The organism is Pseudomonas sp. CFBP2511 (assembly GCF_030209255.1).
GTDB lineage: Bacteria > Pseudomonadota > Gammaproteobacteria > Pseudomonadales > Pseudomonadaceae > Aquipseudomonas > Aquipseudomonas avellanae.
Window position 1 is genome coordinate 18,847 of record NZ_JARVSI010000037.1, and the last position, 18,196, is coordinate 37,042.

Genomic DNA, 18,196 nt, shown 5'->3' on the forward strand with positions numbered 1-18,196 from the left:
TGACAAGTAGCGCTCGCCGCTCAAGCGCTACCCATCGAACGCGATCAGCGTTTGCGCAGAATCACGCTGCCAATCGAGTAACCGGCACCAAACGAACTCAGTACCGCCAGCGCGCCTTTTGGCAAATCATCCTGATAGGTATGAAACGCAATGACCGATCCGGCCGAGCTGGTGTTGCCGTAGGTGTCGAGAATCACCGGTGCTTCTTCGACCGTGGCATCGCGGCCCAGCAGTTTCCTGGTGATCAGGTGGTTCATGCTCAGGTTGGCCTGATGCAGCCAGAAGCGCTTCACGTCACTGATGTTGATGCCGTTGTCCTGCAAATGCGCGCTGACCAGCTCGGCGACCATCGGGCAAACCTCGCGGAACACCTTGCGCCCTTCCTGCACGAACAGTTTGTCCGGTGCGTTCTGGCCTTCATCTGACGTGCGGTTGAGGAAACCGAAGTTGTTGCGGATGTTGTTGGAGAATTTGGTCAACAAACGGGTGCTGACGATATCGAACTGAAAAGCCGACGTGGCGAGGTCTGCACGCTCGACCACCACTGCCGTGGCGCCGTCACCGAAGATGAAATGGCTGTCGCGGTCGCGAAAATTCAGGTGCGCGGTGCAGATTTCCGGGCTGATCACCAGCAAGGCGCGGGCCTGGCCGAGCTGCACGCTGTTGCAGGCGGCCTGAATACCGAAGGTGGCCGAAGAACAGGCGACGTTCATGTCAAAACCGTAGCCCGCAACGCCCAGCGCTTCCTGAATCTCGATGGAGATCGCCGGGTACGCTCGTTGCAGATTGGAGCAGGCGACGATAACGCCGTCGATATCAGCAGCCGTCTTGCCTGCGCGCTGTAGCGCCTGATTGGCTGCCGCAACACCCATCTGGCACAGGATCGACCATTGGTCATTGCCGCGTTCAGGCAGGTTGGGCTTCATGCGCTGCGGGTCGAGAATGCCCTGTTTGTCCATCACAAAGCGGCTTTTGATGCCCGATGCCTTCTCGATGAACGCGGCGCTGGACTCGCTGAGCGCTTGCACTTCTCCGCGCTCGATGGCGGCTGCGTTGTCAGCGTTGAACTGTGCAACGTAGGCATTGAAGGACTGCACCAGCTCTTCGTTGGAAATGCTGTCGGCCGGGGTGTACAGGCCTGTGCCGCTGATGACGACGTTGTGCACGGTCGTTCCTCTTTTATTGAGTTGCAGGTAATGACCTGCTCAGGCACGGCATCTGCCAGCCCACACTTGTCGGGACCAGCGTACCAGTGCGAAGGTAAAAGCTGCCCGCAAGCGGTAGCAGCGTTTCATGACACGGTGAAGACAGGCGCGGAGTGTGCCACAGAGCCCGGTTTTGGCGCTATCGGGCCAATGAATATAGGCCCGATAGACACATTTCACTAAACACATGTGAACTTGGGATCAGCTATCCACCTGGCTCCACTGCTTGCTCAACCGTTTGTCCGACACCGGCATTTTAGTGCCCAACTGCTGAGCAAAAAGCGAGACGCGATACTCTTCCATCCACCAGCGATACAACGCCAGCTCCGGGTCACGCTTGCCTTCCTGGGCGTGTTTGTCGGCGCGTGCCTGGTATTGCGCCCAGAGACCTGCCAGTTCGATGCTCCACACCCGGTCTTTTTGCATCTGGCCTGGCAGTTTCTCCAGGCGCATTTCGATGGCTTTCAGGTAGCGCGGCAGTTCTTTGAGCCACGCCGCCGGGGTTTCCCGCACAAAGCCCGGATACACCAGTTTGCTCAGTTGCGCCTTGATATCGTTGAGCGCAACCGCCTGAGACAGGTCGATCTTGCCCTTGAAGCGCTTTTGCAAACCGTGCCACAGCTTGAGGATTTCCAGCGCCAGCTTCGCGAGCCGCTCGGCGTGCTCGGTCCAGTCGGCGCGCTTGCGCTCCGCCAGCGACAGCAGGCCGGCACCGTCGCGCGGCAGCTCGGCCTCACCTTCCAGCACGCAACTGTCGAGACTGGCCAGCAGAATGTCTTCGACCAGCGCATCAATACGCCCCAGTTCGCGGTGCAGCAAGGCCAGCTCGGTCTGGCCCGGCAGTTTGTTGCGCAGAAACTTCGCCGGTTCCGCCAACTGTTGCAACAGCAAGCGTTGCAAGGCGCGTCGGTGCTGGTACTCGGCTTCGGCCTGAGTAGAGAACCTGCCTTCCTTGACCACGCCGCCCTCTTCGACCAGCGCCGGATACACCGTCATCGACAGCCCGGCTATGTTCTGCTGAGTTTTCTGTGCCACCGCAGCAAAGGCCTTGGCCTGAACCGGTTGCTGGCTTTTCGCGGTTTGCGGCACCGCGAGAGCAGCCTGACTCGCCTCGGCGAAGCGTGCGGTCAGTTCGGCCAGATCACGCCCTTCACCCAGAAACTTGCCGCTGCCATCGACGATTTCCAGGTTCATCCTCAAATGGCCTTCAAGCTGCTGCGCGGCTTCGGCCCAGGCCTCGTCGCTGACCCGAACGCCGGTCATGCGCAACAGCTCGCGGCCCAGCGCCTGAGGCAACGAGCCTTCACCAAAGGTCAGGCGTTGCAGCGCGGCCTTGATGAAATCCGGGACCGGCACAAAGTTCTTGCGCACCGCCTTGGGCAGGTTGCGTACCAGCGCGATGCACTTGGTTTCCAGCAACCCCGGCACCAGCCACTCCAGACGCTCGGCAGGCAAAGACAGCAGCAAGGGTGCCGGAACACGCAGGGTCACGCCGTCACGCGGGTGGTTGGGCTCAAAGTGGTAACTCAGCGACAGGCTCAAATCGCCCAGATTCAGCGTGTCCGGGTACTGCGCGGCGGTCACTTCGCTGGCCTCACGGGCCAACACGTCTTCTTCGCGCATGATCAGCAGCTGCGGGTTGTTCTGGCTTTCGGTCTTGTACCAGCTGTCAAACGTGGCGGTCTGGTGAATCTCGGCCGGAATTCGCGCTTCGTAGAAGCTGTACAGGGTGTCTTCGTCGGCCAGAATATCGCGACGGCGAGCTTTGGCTTCCAGCTCGTCGAGCTGTTCCAGCAAGCGGGTATTGGCGCTCAGGCACTTGGCCCGAGAGAGGATTTCGCCACGCACCAGGCCTTCGCGGATGAACAGCTCGCGTGACACCTGCGGGTCGACAGGCCCGTAATGCACCGGGCGACGACCGACCACGATCAGGCCGAACAGGGTGATCTGTTCAAACGCGACCACCTGCCCGCGCTTTTTCTCCCAATGCGGCTCGAAATGATTCTTCTTGATCAGGTGCCCGGCCAGCGGCTCGATCCAGTCCGAATCGATCTTGGCCACCATGCGCGCATACAACTTGGTGGTTTCCACCAATTCGGCAGCCATCAGCCACTGCGGGCGCTTCTTGCCCAGACCTGAGGAGGGGTGAATCCAGAAGCGTCGCTGCCGCGCGCCAAGGTAATCGCCTTCGTCGGCCTTTTGCCCGATCTGGCTTAGCAGGCCGGAAAGAATGGCCTTGTGGAATTTCGGGTAATCGGCCGGCTCCTTGTTTACCGTCAGTTGCAGGTCGCGACAGATCAGGCTCAACTGCCGATGAGAGTCACGCCACTCACGCAGGCGCAGGTAATTCAGAAAATTGCGCCGGCACCAGTTGCGCAGCGGGCTGGCGGTCAGGGTCTGGCGCTGCTCTTCAAAACCGCGCCACAGATTGACCAGCCCGGCGAAGTCCGAGTCGGCGTCCTTCCATTGTGCATGGGCCTGATCGGCCGCCTGCTGACGCTCGGGCGGGCGCTCACGCACGTCCTGCACGGACATGGCGCTGGCGACGATCAGCACTTCCTGGAGGCTGCCCTGTTTCGCGGCTTCAAGCAGCATGCGGCCCATGCGCGGGTCCACTGGCAGACGCGCCAGCTGGCGACCCAGCGGGGTCAGCTGATTTTCGCGATTGACCGCCGACAGTTCCTGCAACAGGTTGAAGCCGTCGCTGATCGCCTTGCCGTCGGGTGGCTCGATAAACGGAAAGTCGGTGATCTCGCCCAGGCGCAGGTGCAGCATCTGCAGGATGACCGCCGCCAGGTTGGTGCGCAGGATTTCCGGGTCAGTGAATTCAGGCCGACCGTTGAAATCCTCCTCGCTGTACAGGCGCACGCACAAGCCCGGTTCGACACGTCCGCAACGGCCCTTGCGCTGATTGGCGCTGGCCTGGGAAACGGCCTCGATCGGCAAGCGCTGGACCTTGGCGCGATAGCTGTAGCGGCTGATGCGCGCCGTACCGGTATCGATCACGTAACGAATACCCGGCACGGTCAGCGAGGTTTCGGCGACGTTGGTCGCCAGCACCACGCGACGACCGGGATGCGACTGAAAAATACGCTGCTGTTCGGCCGGCGATAGACGTGCATACAACGGCAAAATCTCGGTGTGCCGCAACTGAGCCTTGCGCAGCACCTCGGCCGCATCGCGAATTTCGCGTTCGCCGGGCAGAAACACCAGCACATCGCCGGGGCTTTTGCGCTCGCTGCGTTCAAAAGCTGCCAGTTCGTCCAGCGTGGCCAGAATCGCCTGATCGACAGTCAGGTCTTCTTCAACGCTGCTGCCCTCCTCGTCCTGCTCGCTGGTCAGCGGGCGATACCAGAGGTCCACGGGGAAGGTACGACCCGATACTTCGATCACCGGCGCATCGTTGAAGTGCTCGGAAAAGCGCTGCAGGTCGATGGTCGCGGAGGTGATGATGACTTTCAGGTCCGGGCGGCGCGGCAGCAGGGTTTTCAGGTAACCGAGCAGAAAGTCGATGTTCAGGCTGCGCTCGTGGGCTTCGTCGACGATGATCGTGTCGTAGCGCTCAAGAAAGCGGTCATTCTGGGTTTCGGCCAGCAAGATACCGTCAGTCATCAGCTTGATCAGGGTGTTGCTGTCGCTCTGATCCTCGAAACGTACCTGATAACCGACCAGCGCCCCCAGCGGCGTGCCGATTTCCTCGGCAACCCGGCTGGCCACGCTGCGTGCGGCGATCCGGCGCGGCTGGGTATGGCCGATCAGACCGTGCTGACCGCGACCGATTTCCAGGCAGATCTTTGGCAACTGCGTGGTTTTACCCGAACCGGTCTCACCGGCAATGATCAGCACCTGATGCTTGAGCAGCGCTTCTTTGATCTCGTCGCGCTTGGCGGCGATGGGCAAATTGTCGTCATAACGCATCGCCGGCACGCTTTCGCGCCGCGCCGTCACCTGAGCGCAGGACGCCTGAACCCGTGCCACCCACTGCGCCAGCTTCGCCTCGTCAGGCTTCTTGCGCAGCTCATGCAACTGACGGCGCAAACGATGGCGTTCGCTGATCATCGCGTGGTCGAGGTTTTTCAGGAGTTGGTCGATAGAAGGCGATTCGTCGGTCATCAGGTGCGCAGGGTCTTTTTTCAAATGGCAGGTGCGGATTGTCGCAGATTGCGGTGGGTTGTGACGATGGTCTGATCCTCAGGCCATCACTGGCACCCGTGACGAATCACGGGGTACTGCGCCAGGCAACATGAAAAGCCGGTATCGGTAGATATAGATGACCTTTAAGCTCGAGTTTCTGCCTTCAGGACTGGTTTACCGGGTGGAAGATGATCGGGTAATAGTGACCGGCGTCGCTGTAGGCAAGCGCGAACGAGGGGCTATCTACGATTCAGCCAAGGACAGGCTGTCTCCCTGACCTGGCTGCGAGCTCACGTCACAAAATGCACTCCGGTTCAATTATCGTGCGACGCTCTGCGTCGCATGCCGTTCTGGACGCTCCGCGTCCGATCCTGAATGCGCGGTGCAATGCAGATCTGTGACCCGGAGCGTCACGACAGGCAGTCCACTGGAGCGTGAGGAACGATAGGTGTCCGGGAGAACATGTCTAGTTTCATCAAGGGGCGGCAAGAGTCATCGCGGTCTGAGCCCCGACTTCCGTGTTCATCGGAACTTGCGCGTAGCGATGAGCACGAAGCATGCAAGACGCAGAACACCTACTTCTTCAAACCCAGCTTCTTCAATTCCTCATCACGCAGTTCGCGACGCAGGATCTTGCCGACGTTGGTGGTTGGCAGTACGTCGCGAAACTCCACGCTGCGTGGCACTTTGTAGGCCGTCAGGTTGGCGCGCATGTGCACCATGATCTGATCCTTGGTAAGGGTTACACCAGGCTTGGCCACAACAAAAACCTTGATGGATTCGCCCGATTTTTCATCCGGTATACCGATCGCTGCACATTGCAGCACGCCAGGCAGCGTGGCCAGCACGTCTTCCAGTTCGTTGGGGTACACGTTGAAACCAGAGATCAGGATCATGTCCTTCTTGCGATCGACAATCCGGATGTAGCCATCAGGCTGGATGATCGCGATGTCACCCGTCTTGAGCCAGCCGTCACTGTCGACCATTTCGTCGGTGGCCTCCTGGCGCTGCCAGTAGCCTTTCATCACTTGCGGGCCTTTGATGCACAGCTCGCCGGTTTCACCGAATGCCAGTTCGTTGCCGACATCATCGATGACCTTGCACAGCGTTGACGGCACGGGAATGCCGATGGTGCCCATCTGAATGTACTCAGAAGGATTGACCGTCGCCACCGGGCTGGTCTCGGTCATGCCGTAGCCTTCGCAGACCGGACAGCCCGTGACCTGCTTCCAGCGTTCGGCGGCGGCTTGCTGCAAGGCCATGCCACCGGACAAGGTCACTTTGAGTGCCGAAAAATCGAGATTGCGAAAGCCCTCGCTGTTGCACAAGGCCACAAACAGCGTGTTGAGGCCGACAAAACCGCTGAACTTCCATTTCGACAGTTCCTTGACCATCGACGGCAGATCACGCGGGTTGCTGATCAGGATGTTGTGATTGCCGATCAGCATCATCGCCATGCAGTGAAAGGTGAAGGCGTAGATGTGATACAGCGGCAACGGCGTGATGATGATTTCACAGCCTTCGCCAAGTTCGGACGCCATCAACGCCTTGCATTGCAGCATGTTGGCGATCAGGTTGCGGTGAGTGAGCATCGCACCCTTCGCTACGCCCGTGGTGCCGCCGGTGTATTGCAGCACGGCGACATCGACGGCGCCGGGCGAGACGTCGGTCACCGGCTGGCCATGGCCCTTGGCGAGCACGTCGTTGAACCTGACGGACTGCGGCAGGTGGTACGCCGGAACCATTTTCTTCACGTACTTGATGACGCAGTTGATCAACAAGCGTTTGAACGGCGAGAGCATGTCGGCGACTTCGGTGACAATGACGTGCTTGATCTGCGTTTTGGGCACGACCTTCTCGGCCAGGTGCGCCATGTTTGCCAGGCACACCAGCGCCTTGGCACCGGAATCGTTGAACTGGTGTTCCATTTCCCGCGCGGTGTACAGCGGGTTGGTGTTGACTACGATCAATCCGGCGCGAATCGCACCGAAGACGGCAATCGGATATTGCAGCACGTTGGGCAGCTGCACGGCGATACGGTCGCCCGGCTGCAGGTCGGTGTGTTGCTGGATCCAGGCCGCGAACGCGCCGGACAGTTCATACAACTCACCGTAGGTGAGGGTCTTGCCCAGATTGCTGAACGCCGGTTTGTCGGCGAAGCGCTGGCAGGACTGCTTCAGGACCGCCTGGACATTGGGATACTCGTCGGGGTTGATATCGGCAGCGATACCGGACGGGTATTTGTCCTTCCAGAAGTTTTCAATCATTCAGCCAGCTCCATAGCGATAGCGAATTCTTCACATCGCTTGAGGCGATGATTTTCTTGTGTTTGGAATTATGCAGTAGACGCTTTTTCGCTTTATGACTGATCAAAAAGCGCGCCGAGCGTAGCAGCTTTGCCAGAGGCCGACTAGAGGCAGAAGCAGGCCGACAAGTCACAAAAGAGACCAAAATATTAAATTCAGTCACTTTTAAAACCCGAAGAAGATATCGATTGCCAGCCTCGAAAGTACCGAGCCAGAGCGGTCAGCGATAAAAGTCGTCGCAACCGGAAAAGAAAGACCCCATGTGCAGCAGTCTGCAAATGGGGTCAGGTACGCAAACAGAGATGATTGATTAGCCTCAGGCCGGGTCGCGAAGCTCCCTGCGCAAAATCTTGCCCACCGGTGTCATGGGTAACGAATTGCGCAGAACAATAAGCTTGGGCACCTTGTAAGCGGTGAAATTCTCTTTGCAGAACGCCTTGAGTTCTTCAACGCTCACGCTTGGGTCCCGCGGCACGACAAACAGCTTCACCGCCTCGCCGGAGCGCTCGTCCGGCACGCCGATGCAGGCGCAGTTGGCCACCTTGGGATGAGTCATGATCACGTCTTCGATTTCGTTGGGGTAGACGTTGAAACCCGAAACGATGATCAGGTCCTTTTTGCGATCCACGATACTGACGAACCCGTCGGCAGCTATCACGGCAATGTCGCCAGTCTTGAACCAGCCTTCGGCGTCGAGTGCTTCGGCCGTGGCATCCGGACGATTCCAGTAGCCTTTCATGACCTGCGGCCCCTTGATGCACAATTCGCCGCGCTCGCCGAACGCAAGCTCCACGCCCTCGTCATCGATGACTTTCATGGCAGTGCCGGGCACCGGAATACCGACCGTACCCAGACGCGCCTGCGTTCCATAAGGGTTGGCGCTGGCCACAGGCGACGTTTCAGTCAGGCCGTAGCCCTCGACAATCGTGCAGCCGGTGATCTGCGCCCAGCGCTCGGCCGTGGCCTTGACCAGCGCAGTGCCGCCGGAGTTGGTGCTTTTCAGCGCCGAGAAATCCAGCTTTTTGAACTCGGGATGGTTCATCAGCGCCACGAACAGCGTATTGAGACCGATCATGGCGGTGAACTTCCACTTGCCCAGTTCTTTGATGAAGCCGGCGATGTCACGCGGGTTGGTAATCAGGATGTTGTGGTTGCCGCTGATCATCATGCACATGCAGTTCGCCGTGAATGCATAGATATGATAAAGCGGCAGCGGCGCAATCATCACCTCCGAGCCCTCCTCAAACACTGGACCACCCTCGGGACGGTCCTGGCGCATGCAGGCATAGACTTGCTGCATGTTGGCGACCAGATTGCCATGCGTCAGCATCGCACCCTTGGCCAGCCCCGTGGTGCCACCGGTGTATTGCAGCACGGCGACGTCGTCGAGGGTTTGCGCCACGGCCTGCACCCGGCTGTCACGCCCCAGTTGCAGTGCCCGCTTGAAGCCGACAGCCTGGGGCAACCGGAATGGCGGGACCAGCTTCTTGACCTTGTCGACAATGGTGTTGACCAGCCACCCCTTGGCCGCCGACTGCATGTCGCCCATCTTCACTTCAATCAAATGTTCGATGGCGGTGTCCGGGAGCACTTCCTGCACCAGCTTGCCGAACATATTGAGGTAGACCAGTGCCTTGGCACCCGAGTCCTTGAACTGATGGCGCATCTCGCGCGCGGTGTACAACGGGTTGGTGTTGACCACGATCAGACCGGCACGCATGGCACCGAATACAGCAATGGGGTATTGCAGCAGGTTGGGCATCTGCACGGCGATACGGTCACCCGGCATCAGTTGCGTGTGCTGTTGCAGATAAGCGGTGAACGCGGCTGAATGACGATCAAGCTCGGCATAAGTCAGGGTCACGCCCATGTTGCTGAACGCAGGTCGGTCCGCGAACTTCTTGCAGCAGCGTTCAAACACGTCGATGACCGATTGATAGGCCTGTAGATCCACGTTGGAATCGACACCCGCCGGACGCTTGTCATCCCAGAAATCAGCTTGCATTATTTTTATCCTCTTCCCTGCATGTGCCTGGCCCGCTGTCAAAGGTCGGGGTGGCCCGACGTTATCAGTTAAAACGCGTCAGGCAAATAATCCACCTGACGTCATCAGCGGCATGAATCTTGTGCCTGTTCAGACTGCAATCTGCCACTGGCGATACACTGTCAGGCACAGGCGGGCCGGCCACGGGCAGCGTTCGACGCCGCAACAGCAGCGTTTATGCGCCTTTTGCTTATATTTGCCGGGAATGTGATCCGGGGAGCGCCAGCAAGCGTCTGTATGATCTTGTCCGCGCATTGGCGGCGGCAGGTCATCAAGTGTTACAAATCAAGGCTACGTCGGACTGAATGAACCGGCCCGCTTCAATTCATTTTGATTTTCATTGTCAGGACAGCCACATGACTCAAGTCACCAACACGCCTTACGAAGCCCTTGAAGTCGGTCAGACCGCCAGCTACAGCAAGACCGTCGAAGAACGGGACATTCAACTGTTCGCGGCGATGTCCGGCGACCACAACCCGGTTCACCTGGACGCAGAATACGCCGCCAAGACCATGTTCAAGGAGCGCATTGCCCACGGCATGTTCAGTGGCGCGCTGATCAGTGCTGCCGTTGCCTGCGAGCTGCCTGGGCCGGGCACCATTTATATCGGTCAACAGATGACGTTCCAAAAGCCTGTGAAGCTGGGTGACACGCTGACGGTGCGCCTGGAAATTCTGGAAAAGCTGCCGAAATTCCGCGTCCGCATCGCCACCCGCGTGTTCAACCAGAACGACGAACTGGTGGTAGACGGCGAAGCCGAGATCCTGGCCCCGCGTAAAAAGCAGACTGTCGACCTGACCGTGCTCCCGGAGATCACCTTCGGCTGACACCGAAAACGGGCGCGCGCCCAGACAACCCCGCGCCCACGCGCTGCTATGGCCTGAACACAAATATGTGATGCATCCCGGAACTCTTTCCCTGCGCTTTCCACTCAGGGGACTAGCCGTACCTCTATCCGGGATCACCCATTGTTCATTCCCACAGGCGGGGAACTCAGCCATGAATACGATCAACAGAAACATCTACCCCGTCTCCGGGATTTCTGCGCAGGATGCCCCTGTACAAACTGATCAGCTCCAGCCGCAAGGCCAGGGCATCAGGCCGGGGCACAATAGCAACCTGATCGACTTCGGACTGATACAGCAGGCCAATGGTCCGCACTCATCGCTGAACACATCGAGCTCCAGAATTCAGCCGACTGACACCAGCACGTCCTCAAACAGGCTGGGGGGTAATGGCGATCAGTTGCTGAACAAACTCGTGGAAGCGATCCGTAACATCCTCAACAACCTGCTCTCTCTGCTGGAAGGCAATCAACACCAGGGCTCTGCGCCTGCACAGACCCAGCGTGAACAGACGCCGACGTCCACTCAATCGCACGCTTCGCCTTCCTCGTCGTCTTCATCTTCGCCGTCGACATCCTCCCAGTCTTCACCCTCAGTGCCTTCAACGCCTCAGGGCAACGCAGAAAAACCGTTTGTGGTGCAGAGCGATCATCCGGCGGAAAAACCGGTATCGCTGCAGAGAACCTCAGAGCCAACGTCTGTGACGCCGCCACAAACACCACCGCAGGCTGTCGAGCGAAACAGCATTACCCCGGACAAGGCACCGGCCAAACCCGAGGCGGTAAAGCCGGCAGTGGTCAACGACCCGGTGCTGCCGAAAACCTCGACCCCTGCCGCCGCCAAGCCTGACAGCACGGTGACCGCCGCAAAACACGCGACGCCCGCTGCCCGTGGCCAGGGCGCTGACATGTCCGGCATGATCGGTTTTGCCAAGGAAGCCAATACCACCGGGGGCAACAACGGCGAAGTGGTCACCGTGAACACGGTTGCCGACCTCAAGAAGTACATGGAGGACGACAAAGCCCGCACCGTCAAGCTGGGGGCCAACCTGTCTGCCGACAGTAAAGTGTCAATAAATTTCGGGGCCAACAAAACCCTGCTGGGCACCGATAAAGGCAACACCTTGCACAACATCTATCTGGCCAGCGGCAAAACCGCCAGCAACGATATTTTCCAGAATCTGAACTTCAACCACGACGCCCGTTACCGTGAAAACGGCGACATGCAGATGTTCATCAGCAGCGGCAAGAACTACTGGATTGACCAAAACACCTACACCGGCACCAAGGATCAGAACCCCAAGGGGCTGGACAAACTGCTCTATGTAGGCGGGACGGCAGATAACGTCAGCCTGACCAATTCGAAATTCCAGAACAACGAATATGGCGTGATTCTCGGCCAGCCGGACGACTCGGCAGCCGCCAAGGCCGAGTACAAGGGCTACCCACGGATGACCATCGCCAACAACGTGTTCAGCAACCTTGATGTTCGGGCACCGGGTCTGATGCGTCACGGGCAGTTTGACGTGTTCAACAATTCCATCGACAACTTCCACCTTGGCTTCACCGCGACGGGCGATGCAACCATCCTGTCGCAGGCCAACTATTTCGCAAAAGGCGTGGATGTTTCCAGCAAGGCCAGTAACTCCGGCGTGCTGGATGACTACGGCGATGCTCACTTCAAAGACATTGGCAGTAACGTCAGCTTCACTCAGAAATCGCCGGTCACCGCCTGGACACCGAGCTACAACCGCGACGTGAAAACAGCCGAAGCAGCCAGAGCCTATGACCTGGCCAATGCGGGCGCACAGGTCGTGAAATAACCACCAGGCCCGAAACGCAGGCGAAAAAAAAGGGCGACCTGCGTCGCCCGAAGTGCCTTGCGTGCTCACTGACAGAATGACGGGCCTGCGCCAGTCATTCTTTTTTATGCCGCCGATTCCGGCGTTGGCAATGACCTGCCCGAGGTCATGCTGCGTCGTGTTCGATGGCATCAGCTTAAGCGCAGCTGGATAAATGCATGTTGATCCAGATCAGTTATCCGCTCGCCGGCCGCGCAGGCACAGGGATAACTGATCCGGGTCAATGACGCAGGAAGGGTGTCAGCGTTTTTTAGGCTTTTTCTTCGGTTTTTTGCCGCTCAACGGCATGGCCTGCTCGAAGGCGTTGCGCACTTCGTTGAGGCGTTTGTCGTTCAAATCGTGAACGCGCCTGGCGCGCTCTGCGCCCAGGTCGATCAATTTTTCATCGTCGCTCATGGCTTGCCGCTCTCGGACACTGGAAAACAGTGTCAATAATGCTTGCTCGCATCAGCCATGACCAGCACCTGTGCGGCAATTGGAGCGATCAGATCTGAATGTCGACCCAGATACCCTGACGCGGCTCGTCGTCGATCAAAGGCACGACAGGTACAGTATTGTCGGCATTGAGCGAGTCACCCGGAACGACCAGCCCCTGATACTCCTCGGCCTCTTCATAAGGACGACCCTGATGCTGCTGTTGCTGACGTTGCTGCTCTTCACGCAATAGCAACGCGCTGCGTTCAGTATCTTCGTTGTGCAGGTCGATAGAGGTCTCGCTGGAGCTCTGTTGCACCGGTGCCACAGGCGGGATGTCCGGCATGCGTTTGGCCGGGTCCAGCTGTGATGTCACGGGCACCACACTTAACGGAAGCATAGGTTGCAGCATGGTTTATATCCTCTTATCGGGGTTTCGGCCGTGTGCGTGGCAACTTGAACCGAGAAATAAGCAGCAATGATTTATAAGGCCTTTTTGGACTGCGTTTAGTGAAATTAGTGTCATGGAACTAAAAATTTGATGCGTCGCACGCCCCGACGGCGAGTTTTTTCACGTCACCTTTGGTCTTCGGTGCGCGTTCCGTTAACATAGTCAGCTTTTTCAAGCGGGAGACAGGCAGCATGGCGCAGCAGTATCAACCGGGGCAACGCTGGATTAGTGACAGCGAAGCCGAGCTGGGTTTAGGCACCGTTCTGGCACAGGACGGCCGCTTGTTGACCGTGCTCTATCCGGCCACTGGCGAGACACGCCAGTACGCACTGCGTAATGCGCCGCTGACCCGCGTGCGCTTCTCGCCGGGCGATGTGATCACGCACTTCGAAAACTGGAAGATGACCGTTCGCGAAGTCGACGATGTCGACGGCCTGCTGGTGTACCACGGCCTGAACGCGCAGAACGAAGTGGTCACGCTGCCGGAAACCCAACTGTCGAACTTCATCCAGTTCCGCCTGGCGACCGACCGTCTGTTCGCGGGCCAGATCGACCAGTTGTCGTGGTTTTCGCTGCGCTACAACACGCTTGAGCACACCAGCCGCCAGTTGCAGTCATCGCTTTGGGGCCTGGGTGGAGTGCGTGCGCAACCTATTGCGCACCAATTGCACATCGCCCGGGAAGTCGCCGACCGCATCGCGCCACGCGTATTGCTGGCCGACGAAGTGGGTTTGGGCAAGACCATCGAAGCCGGCCTGGTGATTCATCGCCAATTGCTGTCGGGGCGCGCCAACCGCGTGCTGATTCTGGTTCCGGAAAACCTCCAGCACCAGTGGCTGGTGGAGATGCGCCGCCGCTTCAACCTGCAGGTTGCGCTGTTCGACGCCGAACGCTTCATGGAAAGCGATGCCGGCAACCCGTTTGAAGACACCCAACTGGCGCTGGTTGCGCTGGAGTGGCTGGTCGAAGACGAAAAAGCGCAGGACGCCCTGTTCGCGGCGGGCTGGGACCTGATGGTGGTCGACGAAGCGCACCACCTGGTCTGGCACGAAGAAAAGGCCAGCCGTGAATACTCGCTGGTCGAACAACTGGCCGAGGTCATTGCCGGCGTACTGCTGCTGACCGCAACGCCAGAACAACTGGGCCAGGACAGCCACTTCGCCCGCCTGCGCCTGCTCGACCCGAACCGTTTCCACGACCTGAAAGCCTTCCGCGCCGAGAGCGAAAACTATCGCCCGGTGGCTCAGGCCGTTCAGGAACTGCTCGACAAGGGCAAATTGTCCGCTGCGGCGCAGAAGACCATCCACGGGTTCCTCGGTGCCGAAGGTGACACCTTGCTCGCGGCGGTCAATGCCGGCGACGACGAAGCCAAGGCACGTCTGATTCGCGAACTGCTGGACCGTCACGGCACCGGCCGCGTGCTGTTTCGCAACACCCGCGCCGCCGTGCAGGGCTTCCCGGAGCGCAAGCTGCATCAATACCCGCTGCCCTGCCCTGTTGAATACCTTGAACTGCCGGTTGGCGAGCACGCCGATCTTTACCCCGAAGTGAGTTTCCAGTCGCAGTCGGATGCCAGCGAAGAAGAGCGCTGGTGGCGCTTTGACCCACGCGTCGAATGGCTGATCGACACGCTCAAGATGCTCAAGCGCGTCAAGGTGCTGGTCATCTGTGCTCACGCTGAAACCGCCATGGACCTGGAAGACGCGCTGCGCGTGCGCTCCGGCATTCCGGCCACAGTGTTCCACGAAGGCATGAACATCCTTGAGCGCGACCGCGCCGCAGCCTATTTTGCGGACGAAGAGTTTGGCGCTCAGGTACTGATCTGTTCGGAAATCGGCAGCGAAGGCCGCAACTTCCAGTTTTCCCACCATCTGGTCCTGTTCGACCTGCCGTCGCACCCGGACCTGCTGGAACAGCGCATCGGGCGTCTGGACCGGATCGGCCAGAAACACGTCATCGAGCTGCACGTGCCATTTCTGGAGACCAGCCCGCAGGCGCGTCTGTTCCAGTGGTATCACGAAGCGCTCAATGCGTTCCTCAACACCTGCCCGACCGGCAACGCGCTGCAACATCAGTTTGGACCGCGCCTGTTGCCCTTGCTGGAAAGCGGTGACGACGATGAGTGGCAGAGCCTGATCGATGAGGCCCGCAGCGAGCGCGAGCGTCTGGAAAGCGAGCTGCACACTGGCCGCGACCGGCTGCTGGAGCTCAACTCCGGTGGTGCTGGCGAAGGTGAGGCACTGGTTGAGGATATTCTCGAACAGGACGATCAGTTCAGCCTGCCGATCTACATGGAAACCCTGTTCGACGCCTTTGGCATCGACAGCGAAGACCACTCGGAAAATGCCCTGATCCTCAAGCCGAGTGAGAAGATGCTCGACGCCAGCTTCCCGCTGGGCGACGACGAAGGCGTGACCATCACGTACGACCGCAATCAGGCACTGTCTCGTGAAGACATGCAGTTCATCACCTGGGAACACCCGATGGTCCAGGGCGGCATGGACCTGGTGCTGTCCGGTTCGATGGGCAACACGGCGGTGGCACTGATCAAGAACAAGGCGCTCAAACCGGGCACTGTGCTGCTGGAGCTGATCTACGTCAGCGAAGTGGTCGCGCCGCGCTCATTGCAACTGGGACGCTACCTGCCGCCTGCTGCACTGCGCTGCCTGCTCGACGCAAATGGCAACGATCTGTCGAGCCGTGTCTCGTTCAATACCCTGAACGATCAGCTTGAAAGTGTGCCACGCGCCAGCGCCAACAAGTTCATCCAGGCGCAGCGTGATCAGCTGACCCCGAGGATCAACGCAGGCGAAGAGAAAATCACTCCCAAGCACGCTGAACGCGTGGCCGAAGCACAACGCCGTCTGGCAGCCGACACCGAAGAGGAGCTGGCACGTCTGACCGCTTTGCAGGCGGTCAACCCTACCGTGCGTGACAGCGAACTGGTCGCCTTGCGCACTCAGCGCGAACAAGGTCTGGCGATGCTTGAAAAAGCCGCGCTGCGCCTTGAGGCGATCCGGGTACTGGTCGCGGGTTGAAGCCGCGCTGACTCTCCTCCCCATGCTCCGCGTGGGGATGCATTTCGTGACGCTCCGCGTCACAGCGATCTGCGATGGCAGTGATGCTTGTTCACGGCTCGAATCACCTTTTCGCCCCTCGGCGACCTACTTTGATGGGGCCAAAGTAGGCAACCCTGGCTCCGTTTCCGGCCCGACTTCGTCGGGTTCCTTCGCCCTGTCACTGATCCATGGCCCGGTGCGGCTTGCTCGGCGTCCTGCCTCGCATCCCCCGGATCAGCGCCAGAGCTCAGCCGTCACTTACGTCGCAATCGGCGTCGTTAGTGCCATCGTGGTTGAAAAGCACATCTAAAGCATTTTTGACTATCGTGCGGCGCTCTGCGTCGGCATGCCGTTCTGGACGCTCTGCGTCCGATCTTGCATCAGAGCAATCAATGCCTGACCACCGCAACCCCTTCCGCCAACCCCGCCACTGGTTCTTCCGCCACCATGCGCGCCGTCATCCGTTCGGCATCCCGGCTGAAGCAGCGCGATGCCTGATACAGAAACAGCAGGGTCAGAAACAGCGCGACCGGGATCAGGTACATGGCGTCGTGCAGGCCGATGGCCTTGAAGCTTTCGTTCATGACCTCGACACCCGCCACGGCCATCGCCGAGTGGGCGAAGTGATCAGACAGCAGACCGACCACCACCGGCCCAAGCCCGCCACCGAGCAGATAGAGCCCGGCAAAGAACAACGCCATGGCGGTTGCCCGCAGGCGTGGCTCGACCACGTCCTGAATCGCGGTGTAGACGCAGGTGTAAAAGTTGTAGGCAAACAGCCAGCCGAGGCTGAAAACGCCTACAAACACACCGATCTCGATTCGTCCTGCATGCAACGCATAGCCTGTCGCCAGCGCGGCGACCAGCATGCTGAAGGTCGCAAACAGCAGGCGGCCATTGGCGGAGCGCTGGTGCAGCTTGTCGGCAATCCAGCCGCCCAGCGTCAAGCCAATCAGACCGGTAACGCCCACGATGATTCCCGTCGCCACCGCCGCTTCCTGCAGCTGCAGAAGGAAGTAGCGCTGTAACATCGGCACCATGAATGAATTGCAGGCGTAGGTCGCAAAATTAAAGGTCAGACCGCCCAGCACCAGCCAGCGAAAGGTCGGGATCGACAGCACGCGGCGGATCGGCTTGTCGATCTTGGCTTGCGACATACGCACGTTTTCGGCAGCGCCGCGCTTGGGCTCCTTGATGAAAAAGATCAACACCGCCAGCAACAGACCGGGCACCGCCGCAATGAAAAATGGCGCACGCCAGCTGTCGAACGCCTTGACCATCGCACCAATGGTAAAGAACGCCAACAGCAAGCCCAATGGCAGACCGAGCATGAACAGGCCCATTGCACGTGCACGCCGGTGGGCAGGAAACAGGTCGCCGATCAGCGAGTTGGCCGCAGGCGCATAACTGGCCTCGCCTATCCCGACGCCCATGCGTACCAGCAGGAACGCCCAGAAACTGCCGACCATGCCATTGACCGCCGTCAAGCCGCTCCAGACCGCCAGCCCGCAGCCCATCAGTTTTTTGCGCGACCCGTTATCCGCCATGCGCCCCAGCGGCAGGCCGGCGATGGCGTAGACCAGTGTGAACGCAGTGCCGAGCATGCCCAGTTGAAAATCGCTCAAGTGCCATTCCAGACGAATAGGCTCAACGATGATTGCCGGAATGGTGCGATCGAAAAAGTTGAACAGATTGGCCAAAAACAACAGGAACAGAACACGCCAGGCATTGGCCGCTTGAGTCGCGTTTTCCGGCGGGAGCTTGTTCATGGCGCCATTCGTCCTTCTATGGTCAGTCACTCAAATCTAGAAGCAGGAAGGTTGTCTGTCTGTAAATATTCGTAACTACGGCAGGTGCGTGATGGCCTTTTATAACTA

At 59.2% G+C, this 18,196-nt stretch carries 11 protein-coding genes; 4 read left to right on the plus strand and 7 right to left on the minus strand.

Annotated elements, in window-relative coordinates; translation table 11 throughout:
* Positions 1–44: 44 nt before the first annotated feature.
* Together QRN38_RS26625 and hrpA are read right to left on the minus strand one after the other, a co-directional pair.
* Complete coding sequence (locus QRN38_RS26625; RefSeq protein ID WP_005764961.1) at positions 45–1,166, minus strand: beta-ketoacyl-ACP synthase III; 1,122 nt, start codon at positions 1,164–1,166, stop codon at positions 45–47.
* A gap of 240 nt (positions 1,167–1,406) precedes the next feature.
* Positions 1,407–5,318 (minus strand): ATP-dependent RNA helicase HrpA, encoded by a 3,912-nt coding sequence (gene hrpA, locus QRN38_RS26630; RefSeq protein WP_057417797.1) that lies wholly within the window; start codon positions 5,316–5,318, stop codon positions 1,407–1,409.
* Between the two features lie 157 nt (positions 5,319–5,475).
* Between hrpA and QRN38_RS26635 the strand changes: the two genes are divergently transcribed.
* Positions 5,476–5,616, plus strand: coding sequence for a hypothetical protein (locus QRN38_RS26635; RefSeq protein ID WP_010203699.1), 141 nt, complete (start codon positions 5,476–5,478; stop codon positions 5,614–5,616).
* A 298-nt stretch (positions 5,617–5,914) separates the two neighbouring features.
* On the opposite strand, the gene fadD1 is transcribed toward QRN38_RS26635, so the two are convergent.
* Positions 5,915–7,606 carry a long-chain-fatty-acid--CoA ligase FadD1 gene (fadD1, locus tag QRN38_RS26640; protein ID WP_054090393.1) on the minus strand — a complete coding sequence of 564 codons (1,692 nt, stop codon included), beginning with the start codon at positions 7,604–7,606 and terminating at the stop codon, positions 5,915–5,917.
* 355 nt (positions 7,607–7,961) lie between these two features.
* Positions 7,962–9,650 carry a long-chain-fatty-acid--CoA ligase FadD2 gene (gene fadD2 / locus QRN38_RS26645; protein WP_057417796.1) on the minus strand — a complete coding sequence of 563 codons (1,689 nt, stop codon included), beginning with the start codon at positions 9,648–9,650 and terminating at the stop codon, positions 7,962–7,964.
* Positions 9,651–10,045: 395 nt separating this feature from the next.
* Here fadD2 and QRN38_RS26650 point away from each other — a divergent pair, with 395 nt between their 5' ends.
* Both QRN38_RS26650 and QRN38_RS26655 read left to right on the plus strand, forming a co-directional pair.
* Positions 10,046–10,516 (plus strand): MaoC family dehydratase, encoded by a 471-nt coding sequence (locus tag QRN38_RS26650; RefSeq protein ID WP_005740134.1) that lies wholly within the window; start codon positions 10,046–10,048, stop codon positions 10,514–10,516.
* A 172-nt stretch (positions 10,517–10,688) separates the two neighbouring features.
* On the plus strand, positions 10,689–12,356 hold the full coding sequence (locus QRN38_RS26655) for a pectate lyase family protein (RefSeq protein WP_024666289.1): 1,668 nt from the start codon (positions 10,689–10,691) through the stop codon (positions 12,354–12,356).
* Between the two features lie 279 nt (positions 12,357–12,635).
* Here QRN38_RS26655 and QRN38_RS26660 read toward each other — a convergent pair whose 3' ends face one another.
* On the minus strand, positions 12,636–12,791 hold the full coding sequence (locus QRN38_RS26660) for a hypothetical protein (protein WP_005740131.1): 156 nt from the start codon (positions 12,789–12,791) through the stop codon (positions 12,636–12,638).
* Positions 12,792–12,879: 88 nt separating this feature from the next.
* Complete coding sequence (locus QRN38_RS26665; protein ID WP_005764948.1) at positions 12,880–13,221, minus strand: hypothetical protein; 342 nt, start codon at positions 13,219–13,221, stop codon at positions 12,880–12,882.
* Positions 13,222–13,451: 230 nt separating this feature from the next.
* On the opposite strand from QRN38_RS26665, the gene rapA reads away from it, so the two are divergent.
* Positions 13,452–16,298, plus strand: coding sequence for an RNA polymerase-associated protein RapA (rapA, locus tag QRN38_RS26670; RefSeq protein WP_005764946.1), 2,847 nt, complete (start codon positions 13,452–13,454; stop codon positions 16,296–16,298).
* Positions 16,299–16,708: 410 nt separating this feature from the next.
* Here rapA and QRN38_RS26675 read toward each other — a convergent pair whose 3' ends face one another.
* Positions 16,709–18,088, minus strand: a complete 1,380-nt coding sequence (locus tag QRN38_RS26675) for a spinster family MFS transporter (protein WP_057417795.1) — start codon at positions 18,086–18,088, stop codon at positions 16,709–16,711.
* Positions 18,089–18,196: the final 108 nt, after the last annotated feature.